19 protein-coding genes are annotated in these 19,987 nt (G+C 28.5%); 6 read left to right on the top strand and 13 right to left on the bottom strand.

Annotated features, from left to right (window positions below):
- Position 1 precedes the first annotated feature (1 nt).
- The 3 genes from AC2TY9_RS11565 to bamA form a co-directional block, all read right to left on the bottom strand.
- Positions 2-1,237, bottom strand: coding sequence for a M16 family metallopeptidase (locus AC2TY9_RS11565; protein WP_489777649.1), 1,236 nt, complete (start codon positions 1,235-1,237; stop codon positions 2-4).
- A gap of 63 nt (positions 1,238-1,300) precedes the next feature.
- On the bottom strand, positions 1,301-2,371 hold the full coding sequence (locus AC2TY9_RS11560; RefSeq protein ID WP_489777648.1) for a dehypoxanthine futalosine cyclase: 1,071 nt from the start codon (positions 2,369-2,371) through the stop codon (positions 1,301-1,303).
- Positions 2,371-4,632 carry an outer membrane protein assembly factor BamA gene (bamA, locus tag AC2TY9_RS11555; protein ID WP_489777647.1) on the bottom strand — a complete coding sequence of 754 codons (2,262 nt, stop codon included), beginning with the start codon at positions 4,630-4,632 and terminating at the stop codon, positions 2,371-2,373. Before bamA ends, AC2TY9_RS11560 begins: the two co-directional genes overlap by 1 nt.
- A 111-nt stretch (positions 4,633-4,743) precedes the next feature.
- On the opposite strand from bamA, the gene AC2TY9_RS11550 reads away from it, so the two are divergent.
- Positions 4,744-5,574 (top strand): prephenate dehydrogenase, encoded by an 831-nt coding sequence (locus AC2TY9_RS11550; RefSeq protein WP_489777646.1) that lies wholly within the window; start codon positions 4,744-4,746, stop codon positions 5,572-5,574.
- Between the two features lies 1 nt (position 5,575).
- Here the strand turns inward: AC2TY9_RS11550 and folP are convergent, their stop codons facing one another.
- Genes folP through AC2TY9_RS11525 form a run of 5 tightly spaced genes read right to left on the bottom strand, consistent with a single transcriptional unit; the run spans position 5,576 to position 9,304 of the window.
- Positions 5,576-6,385: a dihydropteroate synthase gene (folP, locus tag AC2TY9_RS11545; protein ID WP_489777645.1), complete on the bottom strand. Its 810-nt coding sequence runs from the start codon at positions 6,383-6,385 to the stop codon at positions 5,576-5,578.
- Positions 6,382-7,017 carry a DNA polymerase III subunit delta' gene (locus AC2TY9_RS11540; RefSeq protein WP_489777644.1) on the bottom strand — a complete coding sequence of 212 codons (636 nt, stop codon included), beginning with the start codon at positions 7,015-7,017 and terminating at the stop codon, positions 6,382-6,384. The genes folP and AC2TY9_RS11540 overlap by 4 nt, the downstream gene beginning before the upstream one ends.
- Complete coding sequence (locus tag AC2TY9_RS11535; RefSeq protein ID WP_489777643.1) at positions 7,017-7,568, bottom strand: HobA family DNA replication regulator; 552 nt, start codon at positions 7,566-7,568, stop codon at positions 7,017-7,019. Before AC2TY9_RS11535 ends, AC2TY9_RS11540 begins: the two co-directional genes overlap by 1 nt.
- A 10-nt stretch (positions 7,569-7,578) precedes the next feature.
- Complete coding sequence (locus tag AC2TY9_RS11530) at positions 7,579-8,790, bottom strand: aspartate kinase (protein ID WP_489777642.1); 1,212 nt, start codon at positions 8,788-8,790, stop codon at positions 7,579-7,581.
- Between the two features lie 16 nt (positions 8,791-8,806).
- Positions 8,807-9,304 carry an RNA pyrophosphohydrolase gene (locus AC2TY9_RS11525; RefSeq protein ID WP_489777641.1) on the bottom strand — a complete coding sequence of 166 codons (498 nt, stop codon included), beginning with the start codon at positions 9,302-9,304 and terminating at the stop codon, positions 8,807-8,809.
- Between the two features lie 55 nt (positions 9,305-9,359).
- Here AC2TY9_RS11525 and hemW point away from each other — a divergent pair, with 55 nt between their 5' ends.
- From hemW to AC2TY9_RS11500, 5 genes are read left to right on the top strand one after another with little or no spacing between them, the layout of a single operon-like run.
- Positions 9,360-10,424 (top strand): radical SAM family heme chaperone HemW, encoded by a 1,065-nt coding sequence (gene hemW / locus AC2TY9_RS11520; RefSeq protein ID WP_489777640.1) that lies wholly within the window; start codon positions 9,360-9,362, stop codon positions 10,422-10,424.
- A gap of 45 nt (positions 10,425-10,469) precedes the next feature.
- Positions 10,470-11,324: a peptide chain release factor N(5)-glutamine methyltransferase gene (gene prmC, locus AC2TY9_RS11515; protein ID WP_489777639.1), complete on the top strand. Its 855-nt coding sequence runs from the start codon at positions 10,470-10,472 to the stop codon at positions 11,322-11,324.
- Complete coding sequence (locus AC2TY9_RS11510; protein WP_489777638.1) at positions 11,317-13,284, top strand: M3 family metallopeptidase; 1,968 nt, start codon at positions 11,317-11,319, stop codon at positions 13,282-13,284. The genes prmC and AC2TY9_RS11510 overlap by 8 nt, the downstream gene beginning before the upstream one ends.
- 54 nt (positions 13,285-13,338) lie before the next feature.
- Complete coding sequence (locus tag AC2TY9_RS11505) at positions 13,339-13,848, top strand: hypothetical protein (protein WP_489777637.1); 510 nt, start codon at positions 13,339-13,341, stop codon at positions 13,846-13,848.
- A gap of 30 nt (positions 13,849-13,878) precedes the next feature.
- The gene (locus AC2TY9_RS11500; protein WP_489777636.1) at positions 13,879-14,130 is read left to right on the top strand and encodes a hypothetical protein; all 252 of its coding nucleotides are present in this window, start codon (positions 13,879-13,881) and stop codon (positions 14,128-14,130) included.
- An 8-nt stretch (positions 14,131-14,138) separates the two neighbouring features.
- Here the strand turns inward: AC2TY9_RS11500 and AC2TY9_RS11495 are convergent, their stop codons facing one another.
- The 5 genes from AC2TY9_RS11495 to AC2TY9_RS11475 form a co-directional block, all read right to left on the bottom strand.
- On the bottom strand, positions 14,139-15,191 hold the full coding sequence (locus AC2TY9_RS11495; protein ID WP_489777635.1) for a tyrosine-type recombinase/integrase: 1,053 nt from the start codon (positions 15,189-15,191) through the stop codon (positions 14,139-14,141).
- 74 nt (positions 15,192-15,265) lie between these two features.
- On the bottom strand, positions 15,266-16,351 hold the full coding sequence (cheB, locus tag AC2TY9_RS11490; protein WP_489777633.1) for a chemotaxis-specific protein-glutamate methyltransferase CheB: 1,086 nt from the start codon (positions 16,349-16,351) through the stop codon (positions 15,266-15,268).
- A gap of 18 nt (positions 16,352-16,369) precedes the next feature.
- Entirely contained in the window at positions 16,370-17,050 is a 681-nt protein-coding gene (locus AC2TY9_RS11485; RefSeq protein ID WP_489777631.1) for a chemotaxis protein CheD, read from the bottom strand.
- Positions 17,047-17,892 carry a CheR family methyltransferase gene (locus AC2TY9_RS11480; protein ID WP_489777629.1) on the bottom strand — a complete coding sequence of 282 codons (846 nt, stop codon included), beginning with the start codon at positions 17,890-17,892 and terminating at the stop codon, positions 17,047-17,049. The genes AC2TY9_RS11485 and AC2TY9_RS11480 overlap by 4 nt, the downstream gene beginning before the upstream one ends.
- Before the next feature lie 5 nt (positions 17,893-17,897).
- Entirely contained in the window at positions 17,898-19,985 is a 2,088-nt protein-coding gene (locus tag AC2TY9_RS11475) for a chemotaxis protein CheA (RefSeq protein WP_489777628.1), read from the bottom strand.
- Between the last annotated feature and the right edge of the window lie 2 nt (positions 19,986-19,987).

The following is a 19,987-nucleotide window of genomic DNA, read 5'->3' as shown; positions in this document are numbered from 1 at the left end:
ACTATTTCCTTATAATAGAAAAAGATAATTTGTTAATCTCTTTGTGAGATTTAATATATTGATTTAAATCTTCAAGTTTTAAAGATTCTATTTCTTCAAGTTCTTTTTGAGAATGATCTTGTTCTAATCCTCTATAATAGTTTGTAAAGGCTCTATTTAACCTACTTGATAAAGTTTCAGTTCGTAATGGCTCACTACCCAATAAAAACTTTTTTGCAGACTCTAGTTCATCTTTAGTAACACCATTTTTAACAAAATCTTTAACTAGCTCTTTTACTAGTTTAACAGCTTCATTTGCACTTTCATTTTTTGTTTGTAAGTATCCTGTAAAATAAGAGTGTGATTTATTTTGAGATACGTAACCATAGGCTGAATAAGCAAGTCCTCGTTTTACTCTAATTTCTTCCATAAGTCTAGAACCAAAACCACTTCCACCTAAAATAAAAGAAGCAACTTTTGCCATATATGAATTTTCATCTTTAACATCAACATTAAATGGACTACCAAAATAGATATATGCTTGTTGGGTCTCTTTTTTTACAGTTTTAGTTTCTGGTTCTTCATTTACTTTTATTTTAGTTAATTTATTTTTATTCTTATTCTTTAGTGTTTTAATAACTTTTTTGATTTTAACTTCAATCTCATCATAAGTAAAATCTCCACCAACAACAACAATAAGATTGTTTAAATCTAAGGCTTTATCTAAAAAGTTTTCTATATCATTTAATTTTATATTTGATATTGAATCAATCGTTCCTGATGAAGGATTAGCCAAAGGAGTATCTTTAAAGATGATTTTCTTTAAGTTTTTACTAGCTTGGTAATCGTAATCATTTTCTTTTCTTTTTAAAGAACCACTTGTAATTGTTTTGATTTTCTCCAAAACCTTTTCATCATAATTAGGATCTTCTAAGAGGTTTTTTAAAAGCTTTAAAGCTTTTTCATGAACATCTTTAATAGAAGATAATTCAATAACAAAAGTTTCAAAACCATTTGAAGCACTTAGTGATATTGCCGAGTTTTCTAACTTCTCTGCAAATTTCGTACTACCTAGTTTTTTCGTACCTTCATTTAAAAGTTTAGCTGAAGTTGAAGCCAGGCCACTTATATTATCTTGAATATATCCAGAGTTTTTAAATACTAATTGTAAGTTTAATATTGGAAGGTTTTTATTCTCTTCAAATACTACTGGAACACTTACTCCTTTTATATTTATATGCTTTATAGTAGCAGCCATTAAAAATCCTTGTAAAAATAAAAATGTTAATAAAATTTTTGAAAAATGTGTTTTCATAAAAGGTTAAAACCTCTCTAATATCTCATATGCAGTGTTTCTTTTTGCTGGATTTTCTCCAACATCTCTAATAAGTTGTATCATCTCATCTTGATTCATACAATTACTTGCACCTGCTGCTGCAACTACGTTTTCTTCCATCATAGTTGAACCTAAGTCATTTGCTCCAAATTTTAAAGCCATTTGACCTATATAACTTCCTTGTGTAACCCATGAACTTTGCATATTAGGGAAATTATCTAAATAAAGTCTTGCTACTGCAAGCAATCTTAAATATCTATTTGATGATTGAGGTTTCAAATCAGGAATCTCTTCTTTTAATTGTGTATTATCACTTTGAAAAGACCACATAATAAAAGCTCTAAATCCAGCACTTTCATCTTGAAGCTTTCTTATCATTTCCCAATGTTCAATAATCTCTTCATCAGTTTCAACTGTACCAAACATCATTGTTGCAGTTGTTTTCATACCAATAGAATGAGCAAGTCTATGAACTTCTAACCATTGTTCAGCATCGATTTTTTTAGGTGCAATAATATCTCTTACTCTATCACTTAAAATCTCAGCACCAGCTCCTGGAATTGAACTTAAGCCTTTTGCTTGTAATCTTTTTAATACTTCTAAAATACTAATTTTAGAAATTTTTGCAATAAATACAATTTCAATTGCAGAAAAAGAGTGAAGGGTGATTTGTGGAAATTTAGTATGAATATGTTCAACTAAATCTTCATAGTAATCAATTTTTAAATTTGGATGAACTCCACCTTGCATAAGAATTTGAGTACCACCAATTTCTAGTAGCTCTTCAATCTTCTTATCTATTTCATCATGTGATAAAACATATGAATCATCATCTTTTTTATGTCTATAAAAAGCACAAAATTTACAATCTACCCAGCAAACATTTGTGTAATTAATATTTCTATCAACTACAAATGTTGTTACTTTTTTTGGATGTAATTGTTCTTTTCTTTGTGTTGCTAATTTTCCCAACTCAACCAAAGAAGCATTTTTGATTAAATCTAATGCTTCTTCATTGCTTAATCTTTTGTTTGTATAATCTATTTTTTTAACCATTAGAATGTTGACCCCAGTGAAAATTCGAAGTTTGATATATCATCAGTATCTTCATTATCAATTGGTTGGGCGAATATTAAAGTAAGTGGTCCAAAAGGAGATACCCATTCAAATAATCCACCAACTGAAGATCGTTGAATTTCATCAAAACTGTCTTCTCCAATCATACCATAATCATAAAATAATCCCCATCTCATTTTCATATCATCAATTAAAGGAAAACTAACTTCAAATGAGTTTGCTGCCATCATTTTATATGGATCTTCTTTGTATCCATCTTCGTGAGAAGGGAATGAATAAGACTTATACCCCCTTAATGATTTAGTTCCACCTAAATACAGTGAATCCCCTTGATTTATTTGTCCATTATCAATTAAAAGCTTTGCTTGTATTTTGTACCTAAATATCCAATCTAAATCAAATCTATCCTCTAAAGAATAAAATGTTTTTAAATAAGATGAAGATTTAATATATTTTGAATCACCACCAAGTCCAGCATACTCTAAAGATGAACCAGCTTTAAATCCACTAGTTGGAAAATAGTAATCATTTGTATTATCAAAACTAATATATGGTGTTAGTGAACTTGTAGTATATTCTTCATCTGTAAATCTATTTGCAATAAAATCTGGACTTGTAGAGTCTGTATATTTAGACTCATAAGTATAATCTTCTGTAATTGAGTCAAATCTATATGTTAATCCAGCTCTTAGATTTCTAATAATCTCTCTACCAACTGTCACGCTAAATCCATTAGTTTGTTTATCTAAATCATAAACATCATTATCTATTTCTGTAGTTTGAGCATGAATATCAATCTTCCCACTATATTTACTATCTCTAATTGCTGGATTAGTAAGTGCCATTGAAAAGTCTTGTGTTTTTTCAGAGATATCTCCAGAAAATGAAAAACCAATACCTGAACCAAAAAGATTTTTCTCATTTAATGAACCACTAACCATTGCTCCATCATATGAACCATATCCACCACCAATAATGATATTACCTGTTGGAGCCTCTTTGACTTTTACTATAATATCCATTGTATCTGCTGAAACTCTTTTTTGTTCAATTGATACATCATCAAAGAATCCACTTCTTTTTAATTTATTAATTGAGTCATTATAATCAGTTTGATTGTATAAGTCTCCAGGAGCTAAATAAACATTTCTTCTAATAACTCTATCTAAAGTTCTACTGTTTCCAGAAATTTTTACATCTCTAATTGAAACAATTTCTCCTGGTACTACATTAAAAATAATATCTGCTGTACCATTTTTTTCATCTTTTTTTATGTCGTAGTTAACTTGTGTAAATGCATACCCTAAATCAGCAACCATATTTTTAATATAATTTGCATCACGTCTTAACATCTTTACATTGAAAACTTTGTCTTTTTTAAGTTTTAATTCCGGATAGATATCTTTTGGGTCTAAAATCTCTTGATTTAGATAAATTGTAATTGAATTAGTTTTATATTGAATACCTTCATCTATATAAAAGTCTAAATCAGCTTGGTTTGAAGCAAAATCAACTTCTAAAAATGGATTTTGAACTTTTGCATCAAGATAACCATTTTCAAAATATAGTTCTTGAATCCTTCTACTATCATATTTTAACTCTTCAGCTTTTAATTCACCATCATTAAATATTGGTAGCCAAGAAAGCATCTCTTGTTCTTTATTTGCAGTAACTTTTTCAAACTGACTTGATTCAAGGTTTTGAGAACCGAAATAATTAACTTTCTTAATAACTATTTCATCACCTTTATTTACATTAAAAGTAACAGAAACAGCATCTTCACTCAAGTTTTCTATATCAACTTCAACAACTGAGTTGATATATCCTTCTTTCTCTAATTCTTTTAAAAGGGCTTCTTTAGAGTCTTTTATTAGTTTTGTAGAATACATTCTACCTTTTTTAATACCAATTTGATTCTTTAGTACCTCAATATCATCTTCTCTTTGTTTATATCCTGTTATATCTACATTAGCAATGGAAGGTTTTTCTTTGAAAAGGATTTTAAGTTTTCCATTATCAATTGATGCAGTAATATCATCAAAGTAGTTGTATTTATAAAACTCTTTTATTGCCTTATTAACCTTGTTTGGGTCAAGTTCTTCACCAATTCTAATTCCTAAAGTGTCATTTGCAATACTAGTAGAGATTTTTGTTAAGTTTACATATTCGATTGAAGTAATTTGCTCAGCTTGAAGCAATGTAGCTAAAGCCATTGAAAATAAGATACTTTTTCTTTTCACAGTTATCCTTATTATGCTATATATTTTAAGCATAAATGTATCTAAATAAACTTTATAGGATGGTTAAGATATAATCACATCTTAAAAAAAATTATTTATAAGGTATGAAATTTGAATATTGGTATAATAGGTTTAGGTTTAATGGGAGGTTCATTAGCAAAAGCATTGAAAAAATATTCTATAAGTGATAAGGTATATGGATACGCAAGAACACCAAAAACAAAAGAAAAAATTTTAGAATTGGATTTAGTAGATAGATTATTACCCCTTGATGAATTAAAAAAAGAGTGTGATATTATTGTTTTAGCAATCCCTGTTGATTCAATAATTGATTTAATGGATGATTTAAAAGATATTGATAAGAATACTACAATTATAGATATGGGTTCAACAAAAGAGATTATTGTGAAAAATATACCTCAAGAAATAAGAAAAAACTTTGTTGCTGCTCATCCCATGACAGGAACAGAGAAATTTGGTCCTGAAGCTGCAATAGATTATTTATATGAAGGTAAAGCAGTCGTTTTATGTGATTTAGAGGAAAATAATGAATTACATAAACAAAGGGCAATAAATATATTTCAACAAATTGGAATGAGAATTATATACATGAATTCAAAAGATCATGATATTCATGCTTGTTATATGTCTCATCTTCCCCATGCAATTTCATATTCTCTTGCAAATACTGTTATGAATCATGAAGACCCAAGGTCAATTATTGCATTAGCTGCTGGTGGATTTAAGGATATGAGTAGAATTGCAAAATCAAGTCCAGATATGTGGACTGATATTTTTAGACAAAACAGAAATAATCTTTTGAAATCAATTGATTTATTTGAAGATAATATGAAAAATGTTAGGCAAATGATTGAAAAAGAGGATTATGATAATTTAAAAGAATGGATGATAAAAGCCAATACTTTGCACGAGATACTGTAATTTACAGTATCTTAGCACTATTTATAGCTTCAAAAACCTTTATTGCTTGGTAGTGTTCTTTTACATCATGGCATCTGATAATAGAAGCTTCATTTTTAATAGACTCTAGATGAATTGCCAAAGTACCAGGTAATCTTTCCTGTGTTTCAGAGGGACAAATCATATTAATCATAGATTTTCTACTTGCTCCAACTAATAATTCATAACCAAAATGTTTGAAATTCTTTAGATTTTTTATTAGCTGCAGATTATGATCAAGAGTTTTTCCAAAACCGATTCCAACATCAAGAATAATATCTTTTATCCCAAAATATTTTGCTTTTTCAATTCTTTGTTTAAAAAAATTATCAATATCTAAAACAACATTTTTATATTCAGGATTGTTTTGCATATTTAAAGGGTCTTTTTGCATATGCATTATCACTGCACTAGCATTGTATTTTGCAGTTATTTTACAAACTTCATCATTTTGAAGCCCAGTTATATCATTTACAATTTTAAAACCTCTATCTAAAGCATATTCTAGAACTTTTGGTTCATATGAATCTAGAGAAAATAAAGCTTTTTCATAAAGTTTTTGTTCATAGATTAAATCAATTATTGGCTTTACCCTTGATAGTTCTTCATCTACAGATACTGCGATTGAGCCAGGTTTACTAGAAACTCCACCTAAGTCTATTATTCTTGCCTTATCTTCGATCATCTGTTCCATTTTTACAATGGCATTTTTACCTTCAAATCTACTATTTTGAAAAAATGAGTCTTCGTTTGAATTAACCACACCCATTATTTTTGTTTTTGTAAAATTCATCTAAAATCTTTTTCTCTATTTAAAAGCATTAAAAGTAAAGTTGTTAAAACATTTATCGGTCTTGAATTTAAATCTAATAATTTAATTGATTTAGAAAATAATTCAAGCTCTTTTTGGCTTAATTTAATTTTTTGAGAATTAACTTTAAATAAGATTGTTTCAACTATCTTTTTTGCATCATTTTTATTTATTCTTTGATTCTCTTTTAAGAATACATATAATTCTTTTAAGTCTAATCTAGAAATATCCATATCAATTTCATTTCTTGAGATACTTCTTTTTAAAAACTTATGGGGGATCCTTGAAAAAATAGTTGGCAGAATAGAAGATTTTGAATTTGTAATGATTATAAATACAATATTCGCAGGTGGTTCTTCTAGCACTTTTAATAAAGAGTTTTGAGCTTCACTTCTAAAAGTTTTTCCACATAGAATTATATACTTCTTTTCATTTGATGAGATATAGGCTTCTTTAACAGCTAAGTTTGCTTGAGCCAATAGAAACTCATCTTTTTCTTCATTTCTAATAACTCTAATTTGATGTTTAGAATAATGACTAACTAAAGAGTTTAAAGTATAATCAATATCGTTAACAATTAAAATATGTGGAGTTTCAATTCTATTTTCTATCATTAATGCTCTACGTTAATTTCTGCAAAAAGTGCAGCATTTAAAGTTTTGTCATATAATCTGAACATCTGTAATAGTTTCATATCTAAAGCCTCATCACTTGTTTTTAAATTAAAAGCATCTTGTATCTCTTCATCAAAAATCCATAGAAATGAATTTTTTGAAAATTTTGGTAAATTGGCTCTAATATCATTACTTTTACCAATATACCAAAAACAATAGCCATTTGGGAAAGAGATATTTAACATATCTTTTATAAAACTAATATCATCTTCAGTTTTCAAATCATCTAAATCTTTATAAAAGGATTTAAAATTATAAAAGGGTAGAAAGGGTCTATTTTTTCTATTTGAATTTAGATTAGTTAAAATATATTTCAAAAACCAATCTCTCTCACTATCTGTGATAATAAGTACAGAAGATCCTTTTTCAAATATATTTACTATTGATTTAGAAACTAAAGGAACCCATTCATACTTTTTTTCCTCTAGCCAAGGGGAGATAAGTCTATCTTCCCTAATAGTATCTACTGTCCAATTTAAAAATTCTTGCACTATATTCTACCTATTTATCTAAATTATATGCATCGTGGAGAACTCTAACAGCTAACTCTGCATATTTTTCCTCAATAATTACAGAAATTTTAATTTCAGAAGTAGAGATTATTCTGATGTTAATATTTTCATTTGCAAGTGCAGTAAAAGCTTTTGATGCAACACCAGTGTGTGATTTCATCCCAACACCAACAATTGAAACTTTACAAATCTTGTCATTGTAGTCAATATTTCCAACTTCATCTTTAAAAGTTTCCATAACATCTTTACAAATTTCCCAATCAGTAGTAGGAATAGTGAAATCTAAATCAGTTTTACCGTCAACACCAACTGTTTGCACAATCATATCAACGTTGATTTTTGCATCCGCAAGAGCAGTAAAGATTGTTGAAGCGATACCTGGTCTATCTGTTACACCATACATTCCAACTCTTATTTGGTTTCTATCCAATGCAATACCACTTACTACTGGTTTTTCCATAATATTCTCTTCCTTCGTTATTAATGTTCCTTCAACCTCAGGCGTGAAGCTACTCCTTGAAACTAAATTTACATTTAGTTTTTTTGCCATTTCAACAGATCTATTTTGTAAAACTTTTGCACCAGCACTTGCTAACTCTAACATCTCATCATAAGAGATTTCTTCAAGCTTTTTTGCCTTTGGTTCTATTCTAGGATCTGTTGTATATATCCCATCAACATCAGTATAAATTTCACAAACATCTGCTTCTATTGCTCCAGCAATTGCAACAGCAGTTAAATCGCTTCCACCTCGACCTAGGGTTGATACTCTATTTGTATCCATTGCAATACCTTGAAAACCTGCAACAATAATGATTTTACCATCATTAATAGCTTTTTTCATATTTGAAGTATCAATTGATTCAATTCTAGCTTTCATGTGAGCATTATCTGTAACAATACCAGCTTCTCTTCCACTCATAGAAGTGGTCTTGTAACCTTGTTCATTTAATGCAATTGAAAGTAAAGCAGAAGTAACTCTTTCCCCTGAACTTAAAAGCATATCAACTTCGTCAGCCTTAGGAGTTTTTGAATAGTATTCTGCATATTCAATTAACTTATTTGTTTCACCACTCATTGCAGACACTACTGCAATAACATCATCACCTTCATCTCTGATTTTTTTGATTATCTCAGCAACATTTTGAATTCTTTCTAATGTTCCTACACTTGTTCCACCAAATTTTAAAACTTTTAACATCTAATTTTACTAACCTTTAAATATAACCTTCTTTTTTAAAGTACTTTAAAACTTGTTTGTATACAGTTCTTTTAAAAAAAGTTATGTAATTATATATATTTTTTGTAGGTACAAATTTATATTCACTAAACTCAGGGATATGGGTATTAATGTTTATTTTTGCGCCTTTTTTTAATTTTACTAAATAATACTTCTGAATTTGTCCATCAAATGGGTACATTTTCTTTGCAATTGAAGAAGGGAAGTCATAACTAACCCATTGGGGGTATTCTGCAATTATTTCAATCTCCCTTGTTCCAATTTCTTCTTCAAGCTCTCGAAATAAAGCCTGCTTTGGTGATTCTCCATCATCAATTCCACCTTGTGGGAATTGCCATGCATTATCTACATCAGTTCTTGAAGCGATAAAAACTTCACATTTTTCAGGGTATTTTGCTGATAGTACTATTGCCGCTACATTTGGTCTATATTTTTTCTTTTCTTTACTTAATTCGTCATTTTTTTTATCAGTCATAAATAATATTTCCCTTATAATTAGCCGCATATTATAATAAAACTAGGATTAAAAATTGCTTTTATACATACACATACCATTTTGCGATTCTAAATGCCACTATTGCGCATTTAACTCATATACAGATAGATTTCATCTAAAAAAAGAGTATATGAAGGCATTAGAAAAACAACTAAAATTTGAACTTGAAAAAAATATGAGTAAAAATCAATTTTTACAAACAGTTTTTATTGGAGGGGGTACTCCAAGTACTGTAAAAATAGAAGATTATGAAAATATTTTTAAATTGATAAATAAATACAAAACAGAAAATACAGAGATTACAACAGAGTGCAATCCAAACTCTGCTACAAAAAAATGGCTTCAAGGAATGAAGGATTATGGAGTCAATAGAATAAGTTTTGGAGTGCAAAGTTTTGATGATGAAAAGTTAAAAAAATTAAATCGTGCGCATAATGCAAAAGGAGCAATAACAGCTATACAAAATGCTTCTTGTATAGGTTTTAATAGAATTAACTGTGATATAATCTATGGAGTTCAAGGTGATAGTTTTGCTTCTTTAAAAAATGATTTTGATACAATTTTTTCATTACCTATTGATCATATAAGTGCTTATTCTTTAACTTTAGAAGAGGGTACAAAATTTTTTAATAAATCTGAAATAAAGATTGATGATGAAGAGTTATCATATAAAATATTTAAATATTTAGAGAACAATGGCTTTAATCAATATGAAATTTCTAATTTTTCTAAAACAAAGGATAATGAATCAAAACACAATTATGGTTATTGGCAACATAAAAATTATTTAGGAGTTGGTGCAGGAGCTGTAGGTTGTGTTGATAAGCTTAGGTATTATCCAAATAAGCTTATAGAAAAGTATATCTCAAATCCTTGTGAATATGAGATTGAACAATTAAGTGAAGAGGATGTTATTATTGAGAAAGTATTATTGGGTCTTAGATGCTCAAATGGATTTAATATTAATATATTAGATGATAATCAAAAAATAAAAACTAAAGAATTGATAGATAATCAAAAACTAACATTAATAGAAGATAACATTTACAACAAAAACTTTCTTTTGGCTGACGAATTAGCACTTTATATCCTAGAGTAATCTTTTTTTGACTATAATTGCATCTTTTATAAAAGGTAATTATATATGACAATAAAAGATTGTGTAAGAAAATATTCTAAAGAATTGAAACTTGTAACTCATATTCCAGCAAAGGAGGTTGAGATATTAATTGGATATCTACTTGAGAAAAATCCAATTTGGCTACATCTTAACTACAATAAAGAGTTTGAAAAAGAAAAAGAACTAAAAAAACTTGTATCAAAAAGAGCAACAAACTATCCTTTGGAGTATTTAATAAGAAAAGCTTCATTTTATGGAGAGAGTTTTGTTGTTAGAGAAAACGTTTTAATCCCTAGACCAGAAACTGAACTTTTAGTAGACAATGCTATTGAGATATTAAAAAATCAAAAATCAAAAATCAAAGTATTAGAAATAGGGACTGGTTCTGGAATTATTTCTGTAATGTTAGCAAAACTAATAGAAAATATTGAAATTATAGCAGTTGATATAAATGAAGATGCATTAACTCTAGCAAAAGAGAATGCAAAAAAACACAATGTTGAAGAAAAAATAGATTTTAGATTGAGCAATCTATATGAGAATGTAGCTGAAGATGATATTTTTATGACAATTTCAAACCCTCCTTATATATCAGATGATTATAAACTTCCTAAAAATGTAAAGTATGAACCCAAAAATGCACTTTTTGGTGGAAAAGTTGGAGATGAACTTTTAAAAAAGATTATAGATGAAACCTATAATAAAAATATTCTTTATCTTTTATGCGAAATGGGTTATGATCAAAAAGAGCCTTTAAGTAAATATCTGAAATCGTTAAAGCTAAATGACTTTAATTTCTACAAAGATTATGAAGAGTTTGATAGAGGTTTCACTTTAAAATTAAAACAAATTAAAAAAATAGGAGTAATAAATGTTTAATGAATTCAATATAAGTAATTTAGAAAATGCAAAAAGTAATTTAGAAGTATTGTTAACAACAAGTAAAAATGAAATTGATGAACTTTTAAAAATTGAAAATAAAACATATGAAAATTTTGTAAAACCATATGAAGAAATAGGGGAGAGGGTAAATGAATTTCTAACTCCAATTTTTCATATTGATTCAGTTAAAAATTCAGAAATAACGACAAAAGTGTATGAAGAGTGCCTTCCTTTAATCTCAGATTATGAGACTGTGATATCTCAAAATGATAATATTTATAGATCTTTAAAAGATATACAAGATAACAATAGAAGCACATTAAATGATATACAAAAAAAAGTACTAGAAAATGAAATTAGAGATTTTAAATTAAGTGGATGTCATTTAAATAATGAAAAGAAAGATAGACTTAAAGAGCTGAATTTAAAACTTAGTGAACTATCTCATAAGTTTTCACAAAACCTTTTAAATGCAACTAATAGTTATGAGATGATTATTGATAATTTTGAAGATGTAAAAGAGTTACCAAAATCAGATTTAGCTTTAGCTAAGTTTGAAGAAGATGGAAAAACTAAATATAAGTTTACACTTCAAATGCCATCTTATTTAGCATATATTACATATGGTTCAAATAGAGAAAAAAGAGAAGAGATTTATAAAGCTTATTGTACTAGAGCACCACAAAATGGAAAAATTATTGAAGAGATATTAAAATTAAAATATGAAAAAGTAAATATTTTAGGTTTTGATAATTATGCACAATATTCACTTTCTACAAAAATGGCTAAAACAGAAGATGAAGTTGTTGGATTTTTAGAAGAATTGGCTTTAAAAGGAAAAGACAAAGCAAAAGAAGAATTAAAAGAATTAGAAGAGTATGCAAAAGAAGATGATATTACAAATCTTAAAAGTTATGATTTAGCATACTATAGTGAAAAACTGAAAAAAGCTAAATATGATATTGACCAAGAGTATTATAGACCATTTTTTGAGCAAAACTCTGTATTGAATGGATTTTTTAATTTCTTAAATGAAGTATTTAATATAAAATTTACACTTACAGATGCAAATGCATGGGATAGTACAGTTAATGTATATGATATAAGTGAAGATGGTAAAGTTATTGCTAGAATCTATATTGACTTACAAGCTAGAAAAGACAAAAGAGGTGGTGCATGGATGAATAATTGGCACTCTTACTATATAAATTCAAATGGTAAAGAACAACTTCCAACAGCATACATTGTTGGTAATTTTCCACCTGCAAAAGATGATACTCCATCACTACTAAGACATGATGATGTTGTTACGCTATTTCATGAAATGGGACATGCCCTACACCATCTTTTAAGTAAAGTTCCTGAAGCACTTGTTAGTGGTATTTCTGGTGTAGCATGGGATGTTGTAGAGTTTCCTTCACAATTTTTAGAATATTTTGCTTATGATAAAGAGGTTTTAAAACTATTTGCAAAACATTTTGAAACAGGAGAAGTTTTAAGTGATGAAGCAATTGATAGAATTATAAATGCAAAGAATTTTCAATCATCATTAGGTATGCTAAGACAAGCTGAATTTGCTTTATTTGATTTTAAATTACATCAAAAATTATATGAAACAGAAGATGAAGTTCAACAAGTATTAGATAATGTAAGAAAGAAAGTATCAATAATAACTCCGCCAGAATATAATAAATTCCAAAATGGTTTTAGTCATATATTTGCAGGGGGCTATGCAGCAGGTTATTATTCTTATAAATGGGCTGAAGTATTAAGCGCTGACGCTTTTTTCATGTTTATTGATTCAGGAAAAGTATTAAATAAAGACTTGGCTGTTAAGTATAAAAATACAATTTTAAAAAATGGAGGTTCAAAAGATATGGACAAACTATTCTTTGAACTTACAAATAGAGAACCAAGTGTTGATTCTTTATTAAAAATTGATGGAATTATTAGTTAATTTTTGTAATAATAAGGCTTTTAAATCATATGAAAAATTATAAGGAATATGTAAATGACAAATGCTGAAACTATCGCTAAATTAAATGATGCTTTGGAGAAACTAATTAAAGGCTATGAAGAGTTACAAAACTCTTACGAACAATTACAAGATGAGAATAATAAATTAAATAGTGAAGTTAGCAATTTGAAAGATAAAATAGCAGATCTTGAAGAAAATAAAAGAACATTAGAAGATAATGTAAATGAACTTCAAGATAATACAGAAAAAGATTCATCAAATATCAGCTCTATGCTAGATAAAATTGAAGGTTTATTAAGTAAAAAAAATCATCCTGCTGCTCCAAATTATACCAATAAAGAAGAAGAGAGTAACAAATACCCTTCTTCTTTAGAAAAAGAACACTCTGATAGTATTTTAGATATTGATGCTTCTGAAGCTCCTAAAAAAGATATTAAAGATTCTTTTGGAGAAATAATAGAAGAAGATAAAAAACAAGAAGAGTCATCTGATAAGATAGACTTAAATAGAATGGCATCACTTCTTAATGGTTTTAATAAATAGTATATGATTTTACTTTTAAATAAAATTTCTTTGTTTTCAACCTTTGGTGTTGATTCTTTTGATTCATTAGATGCTAGTATTAATACAATGGCACCTTCAATGGTTGAATACTATTTATCTGATCTTTCTACCGAAAATGATGATACTTATTTGAATAAAAGAAATATACAAGATAGTATAAACATTGGTGAATATTCTATTTATTTAGATTATGATGACGAAATATATTTAGAAATAGAAGATAGTCAGGAAGATGACTATGAAACAGCTTCTCTCTGGTAGAGAACTGTTTAAAAAATATCTGTAGTTTTTTTCAACTTATCTTTATCAAAGTGTGTATAAATTCTGGATGTATTTATATCTGCATGACCTAATGATTCTTGAACGAGTATCAGGTCTTTACTCTTTTGATAAAGTAGGGTGGCAAAAGTATGCCTTAACATATGAGCACCATTTTTTTCTTTTCTAATACCAACACTTAAAAGTATTTTTTCGACTATACTACTAATATATGCTTGACTTAAAGGTTTACCTTTTTGATTGCAAAAAAGTAAGTTATTATCGCAACATTTAATATCTAACCAAGCCATCAAATCATTTTTTATTATAGATTCTTTTATCATGACAACTCTAGGTTTATTACCTTTACCACGAACTTGGATAATATAAGCATCTTCATCTTTATTAAAATCTTTTAAATCAATATTAATTGCCTCGCTAACCCTTATACCTGTATATAGTATTATTTTTATTATAAGTCTATTTCTATCAGCTATCTTAGTACTAAAAGGATATAAATCAATACCTTCAATAAATCTTTGAACTTCTTCTTTTTGCATAAAAGAGGGCAGTTTTGTACCACTTTTCCCAGATAGACCACCCCAGTTTTTTAATTCAATTCCATATCTATATACAAATCCATTAGATTCTTCATTTTGTTTATCTATGTAACCAAAAAAAGTTGTCAAAGCAATTCTATAGTTCTTTTTAGTAGCATCTGATAAAGTACTTGTTTCAGTTGCAAGAAAATCACTTAAAAGCTCTTCATCAATCTCTTTCATAGAAGAAGCTCCATAATTGTCTAAGAAATTAAAGAGTTTTGAAAGTGGGATAAAATAAACATGAATACTATTAATTCCAATATTTCTAACTTCTTTTACAATATCTTTTAATAGTTCAATTGAGTCAAAACCTTTAACTAACTGTTGTAGAATTTTTGCTAAACGCTCTTTATCTTTTACTTGTCGGTTTGACAATGAAGTGATTTTATTTCTAATAAATCTTGACAACCAGAATAAATAGGTTTTGTTAAAAGATGATTCAAAGTCTAGTGGATATTTCAATATAAGCCTTTATAATATATTTTACTTTTGGAAACTATAATTTCCAAATTATATTAAATATTACCTTAAGACTCCTATCTCTTTTTCCCAGAACTAAAATCTATTATATATTGTGCAATATCATCTAAATGTATAATATCTTTTACAGCACCTTTTTGTATAGCTTTTGCAGGCATACCGAAGACAACGCAACTCTCTTCATTTTGCGCAACTGTATATGCACCATTGTCGTATAAGTCTTTCATTGCAATTGATCCATCATCCCCCATACCTGTCATCATGATAGCCATAGTTGATCCACCACCTACAACATTATTGATTGATCTAAACATAACATCTACGCTAGGTCTATGATGACTTACTTTTACGGTATCAAGTAGTTTAGTCTTATAAACACTTCCAACTTTTTCAATTGTTAAGTGCATATTACCAGGAGACAAATAAGCATGACCCTCTTCTAATACCATTCCATCAGTTGCTTCGTGAACTACTAAATTGGAGTTGTCATTTAATCTATCGGCAAATGATTTTGAAAATCCATAAGGTATATGTTGTGTAATTAAAATTGGAGGAAGGTTATTTGTTAAATTCTTAAAGACCTTTAACAATGATTCAACTCCACCTGTTGATGAACCAATTCCAACAATTTTTTTAGCTCCAAAAGTGTTTTTTGCAGGTATTGATCTGATAACTTCATCGGGGTGTATTTTTCTTTCTATATCAATATGCTTTTTCGATATTACTTTCTTTTTAGGAGTTGGTTTTTTCAAGGTATATCGTTTAAGAAGAAAAGTTAAGTTTAATAAGCTCTCTTTTATTCTTTTGGCAAATGCTGCCATAGATTCTCCTGAATCAGGCTTTGGTATAAATCCAACTGCACCATCATCAAAAATATCATTTCCCCTAACACCCTCACCTGATATAACGACAGCTGGCATTGGGTGTAAACGCATAAGGTTCCTTAAGAATGTAACACCATTCATTTTGGGCATATTTATGTCAATTGTTACTAAATCTGGTTCATACTCTTTAATCTTTTCTCTTGCATCATATGCATCATATGCATCAGCAATTACTTCAAACTCATCAATACTATTAATCATATCTTTTATAATTCTTCTCATTGATGGAGAATCATCTATAACCAAAACTGTATACATACTTACCCTATCCTCTTATTAGAATAATTCTATTTCCATCTCAGGTTCAGCTTTTGTAGTTGTATCATTGCCAAACAAGTCAACCGCTCCAACATACTCTTTGATAACTGGTGCTTTTGTAATTTCTGTTTGAAGAGCTTTTTCTTCATTAAGAATTTTATTATCTGTTTCACTTTTTTGAGTAACTTTAATAAATGTTTGAAAGGTATCAGTTAAAAGAATTAATCTACCATGTTCACCTCTAGTATGCTGACTTATTAGTTTAAAACCTTCTGATTTACAAAAATCTTTTGCAAATTCAACATTTCTATGCCCTATTGATATATTACTAACATTTATTTGCATAATATCTGCTCCACCAGATATTTTTGCAGTCATATTTTGTTTATTACATCCAAGTTTATACATCTCATTAAGCATTGCTTCAACAGAATAAAGTCCATATTTCATATCATCATTGGTACTGTTTGTTGTTGGTAATAAAAAATGATTCATACCTTTTATTTTTTGTACAGTATCATAAAACATAATTGCAACACATGAACCAAGAAGTGTTTTAAATGCAATATTATCTGCATCCCTACCAACTGCAAACTCACCTCCAATAATTGTATGAGTTAAGAAACCTTTTGTTTGTTGAGTAAATCTTGCATTAGAAGCTTTTTCAATACTTCCATCTTTATGTCCGATTATAATCAAGTTAATTCCTTTGTCTTAATGAAAATATTTTGCCCTATTCTTTGAACAAAATTTATTAAATCATGGGGATTTTCAGAATGTCCTAAATATAAAGTCCCCCCTATTTTTAAATGACTAAACAATTTTCTCAATATTTTATTTTGATCAACTGTAGAAAAATAAATCAATACATTTCTACAGAATATTACATCAAATTGGTTTTTTTCATAAGGATAAGATGAATCACTTAAATTCATCACTTGAAAGGTGCACATATTTTGTAATTCAGGTTTTACTTTTATTAAAACCTCTTCTGATGCTAAATTCTTTTGAACTCTTTTTTTAAAATATTTTTGGGGTTTAATCCAAGAAGGGAACTCTTTAGAAGATTTTGAATATCTATAAACACCATTTGCTGCATATTGAAGCACATTTGTATCAATGTCTGTTGCTAAAATAGTTGCTTTTATATTTTTATTCAATTCCTCAGATGTTTCAAGAACTGTCATTGCCATAGAATAAGGCTCTTCACCAGTAGAAGAGGCAGAACAATACATCTTTACAGTCTCTCCACTTTTTACAAATTGTGGCAAAACCCTTTCTTTTAAATCTGTAAAATGGAAATCTTCTCTGAAAAAATGTGTTTTATTTGTAGTAAAAGAGTTAATAAATTCTTTTTGATAATTACCTTCAGTTTCAATAGTATTTAATAACTCTTCGATATCACCAGTATATTTTGTATCTCTTTTTAATTTATGAAGTCTATTTGCAATCATAATATCTTTATTCTCTGATAGGGTAATCCCTGTCAAAGAATAAAGTATCTTTTTTACTCTATCATGTAAAGCATTATTATCTAACATACTTGTTAAGATGCTCTTTGAGCGACATTCATGTCTTTTTCAACTTTTATTTGAGCATTAATTATTCCTAATACATCTAGAATTAATCCAATACTTCCATCACCTCTAACCGTTGCAGCTCCAATACCCTCAACACTTCTAAAGTTTTTATCAAGTGGTTTTACAACAACTTGGTGTTGATTTAGGAACTCATCAATTGAAATCGCAACTTTTTGATTTCCTGATTTAACAACAATTAACATCCCATCTTCTAAATTATCAAATGTTGGTTCTACTCCAAATAGATTATGTAATCTTACAACAGGGATAAACTCTTCTCTAAGCATTAATAAATCTTGTGAACCATCTCCGATTTTTTTGATCATATCTGGAGTTGGTTGTAATGATTCTACAATTGAACTTAAAGGTAAAATATATTTTTGATCTCCAACAGCAATATCCAATCCATCAAGAATTGCAAGGGTAAGTGGTAGCATAATTGTAATCACAGTACCTTTTCCAAGCTCTGTATCTAATTTAATTGCTCCACCAAGTTTTTGAATATTTGTTTTCACAACATCCATACCAACACCACGACCAGAAATATCAGTTACTTCATCTGCAGTTGAAACTCCAGCTCCAAATACTAACATTGCTTTTTCATTATCGTTCATAGATTTGTATTGGTTTTCATCAATCTGACCTTGATCTAAAGCTTTTTTTGCAACTCTTTCAATGTCAATACCTTTACCATTGTCTGCAATTGTAATAATCATCTGACCATTAGCTTGTTCTGCAGAAATAGTAATTGCACCAACTTCTTCTTTATCATTTGCAACTCTTACATCAGGAGTTTCTAAACCATGATCAAGTGAATTTCTAATAATATGCATTAATGGATCAGTCAATCCTTCAATCATAGCCTTATCAATTTCAACACCATCACCATAATGTTTAAATTCAACTTTTTTACCAAGTTTTTTAGAAATATCCCTAACAACTTTTGGGAATTTTGAATAGATTGATTCCATTGGAACCATTCTGATACTCATAATTGAATCTTGCATATCCCTAATATGTCTTTCAAGAAGTTCAAGTCTTTCTAGTACAGCATTTCTTGTTTTAGTTTCTTCAATCGATGTAGAAAATTGAGTTAACATTGCATTAGTAATAACTAAATCTCCAACATTATTCATAAGTAAATCAATCTTATCAAGATTTACTCTAATATTTGAAGATGAAGATTTTTTTGTTGATTCTCTTTCAACGTCTTTAGAAGGTCTTGCTTTTCTTTCTGCTTTTGCAGTAGGGGTAGCTGCTTTTGCAGGCATAGATTTTTTAATTTCTGGAGTTGCAACTTTAGATACCTCTTCACTATTGGTAATTTCAGCTGGTTTCCCTAACTCTTCTTTCTGATCTTCATTATTAGCTTCAATTTCAGAATCAGGAGAAATGTCCGGCATATCATCAAAGAATCCAAAGTCATCGTTATCATCATGAACAATTTCAGGTGCTACATAATTTTCAGATTTTTTATCTAATTCCTCATCAAAGAAACCATATTTTCCATCTTCTGTTTCAAAATCTTCTTCTTTGAAAAATCCATATGAAACATTAAACTTATCATCATTAACTTCTTGCTCATAAAAACCAAAGTTTTCATTTTTTTCAGTTTTCTCAACATCATTAGAAGAAACAGAACCTGGAATCTCTCCATTAATATATGCTCTAATATCTTCAAGTAATGAAACTGTCATATCTTCAAAAGTTGCTCTATCAAGTGTACCTGATACTTCTAAATCTAAAAGTTCTTTCATTACATCTAAACCATCAATTAAAGTTCCAGCCATTTCAGGTATAAACTCAATCTCATGGTTTCTTAATTTATCCATCATATTTTCAACATCATGGGTAAATTCAGCGAATAAAGTCAATTCAACAGACGCACCACTTCCTTTTAATGTGTGTACATCTCTAAAAAGTTGACTCATCTCTTCGTCAGTTAGAGTTCCGTTGTTTTCTGCTTCTAATAGTACATTATCAGCAGATTCAAAAAGCTCTTCAGCCTCTTCAACAAACATCTCTCTGTATTTAGAAATATCAAATCCAGACATAA

The sequence above is a fragment of the Arcobacter sp. ISO1 genome (assembly GCF_058105185.1).
This window is presented reverse-complemented; position numbering and strand designations above follow the sequence as displayed.

Excerpts from the sequence above, each read along its gene's own strand:
- AC2TY9_RS11540 (WP_489777644.1), bottom strand. The coding sequence starts at position 7,017 with ATGATAGAAAATAGAATTGAAACTCCACATATTTTAATTGTTAACGAT.
- AC2TY9_RS11560 (WP_489777648.1), bottom strand. The coding sequence starts at position 2,371 with ATGGTTAAAAAAATAGATTATACAAACAAAAGATTAAGCAATGAAGAA.
- AC2TY9_RS11530 (WP_489777642.1), bottom strand. The coding sequence starts at position 8,790 with ATGTTAAAAGTTTTAAAATTTGGTGGAACAAGTGTAGGAACATTAGAA.
- AC2TY9_RS11475 (WP_489777628.1), bottom strand. The coding sequence starts at position 19,985 with ATGTCTGGATTTGATATTTCTAAATACAGAGAGATGTTTGTTGAAGAG.
- cheB (WP_489777633.1), bottom strand. The coding sequence starts at position 16,351 with ATGTATACAGTTTTGGTTATAGATGATTCTCCATCAATGAGAAGAATT.
- AC2TY9_RS11565 (WP_489777649.1), bottom strand. The coding sequence starts at position 1,237 with ATGGCTGCTACTATAAAGCATATAAATATAAAAGGAGTAAGTGTTCCA.
- AC2TY9_RS11510 (WP_489777638.1), top strand. The coding sequence starts at position 11,317 with ATGTTTAATGAATTCAATATAAGTAATTTAGAAAATGCAAAAAGTAAT.
- folP (WP_489777645.1), bottom strand. The coding sequence starts at position 6,385 with ATGAATTTTACAAAAACAAAAATAATGGGTGTGGTTAATTCAAACGAA.
- AC2TY9_RS11525 (WP_489777641.1), bottom strand. The coding sequence starts at position 9,304 with ATGACTGATAAAAAAAATGACGAATTAAGTAAAGAAAAGAAAAAATAT.
- AC2TY9_RS11505 (WP_489777637.1), top strand. The coding sequence starts at position 13,339 with ATGACAAATGCTGAAACTATCGCTAAATTAAATGATGCTTTGGAGAAA.
- AC2TY9_RS11480 (WP_489777629.1), bottom strand. The coding sequence starts at position 17,892 with ATGTTAGATAATAATGCTTTACATGATAGAGTAAAAAAGATACTTTAT.
- prmC (WP_489777639.1), top strand. The coding sequence starts at position 10,470 with ATGACAATAAAAGATTGTGTAAGAAAATATTCTAAAGAATTGAAACTT.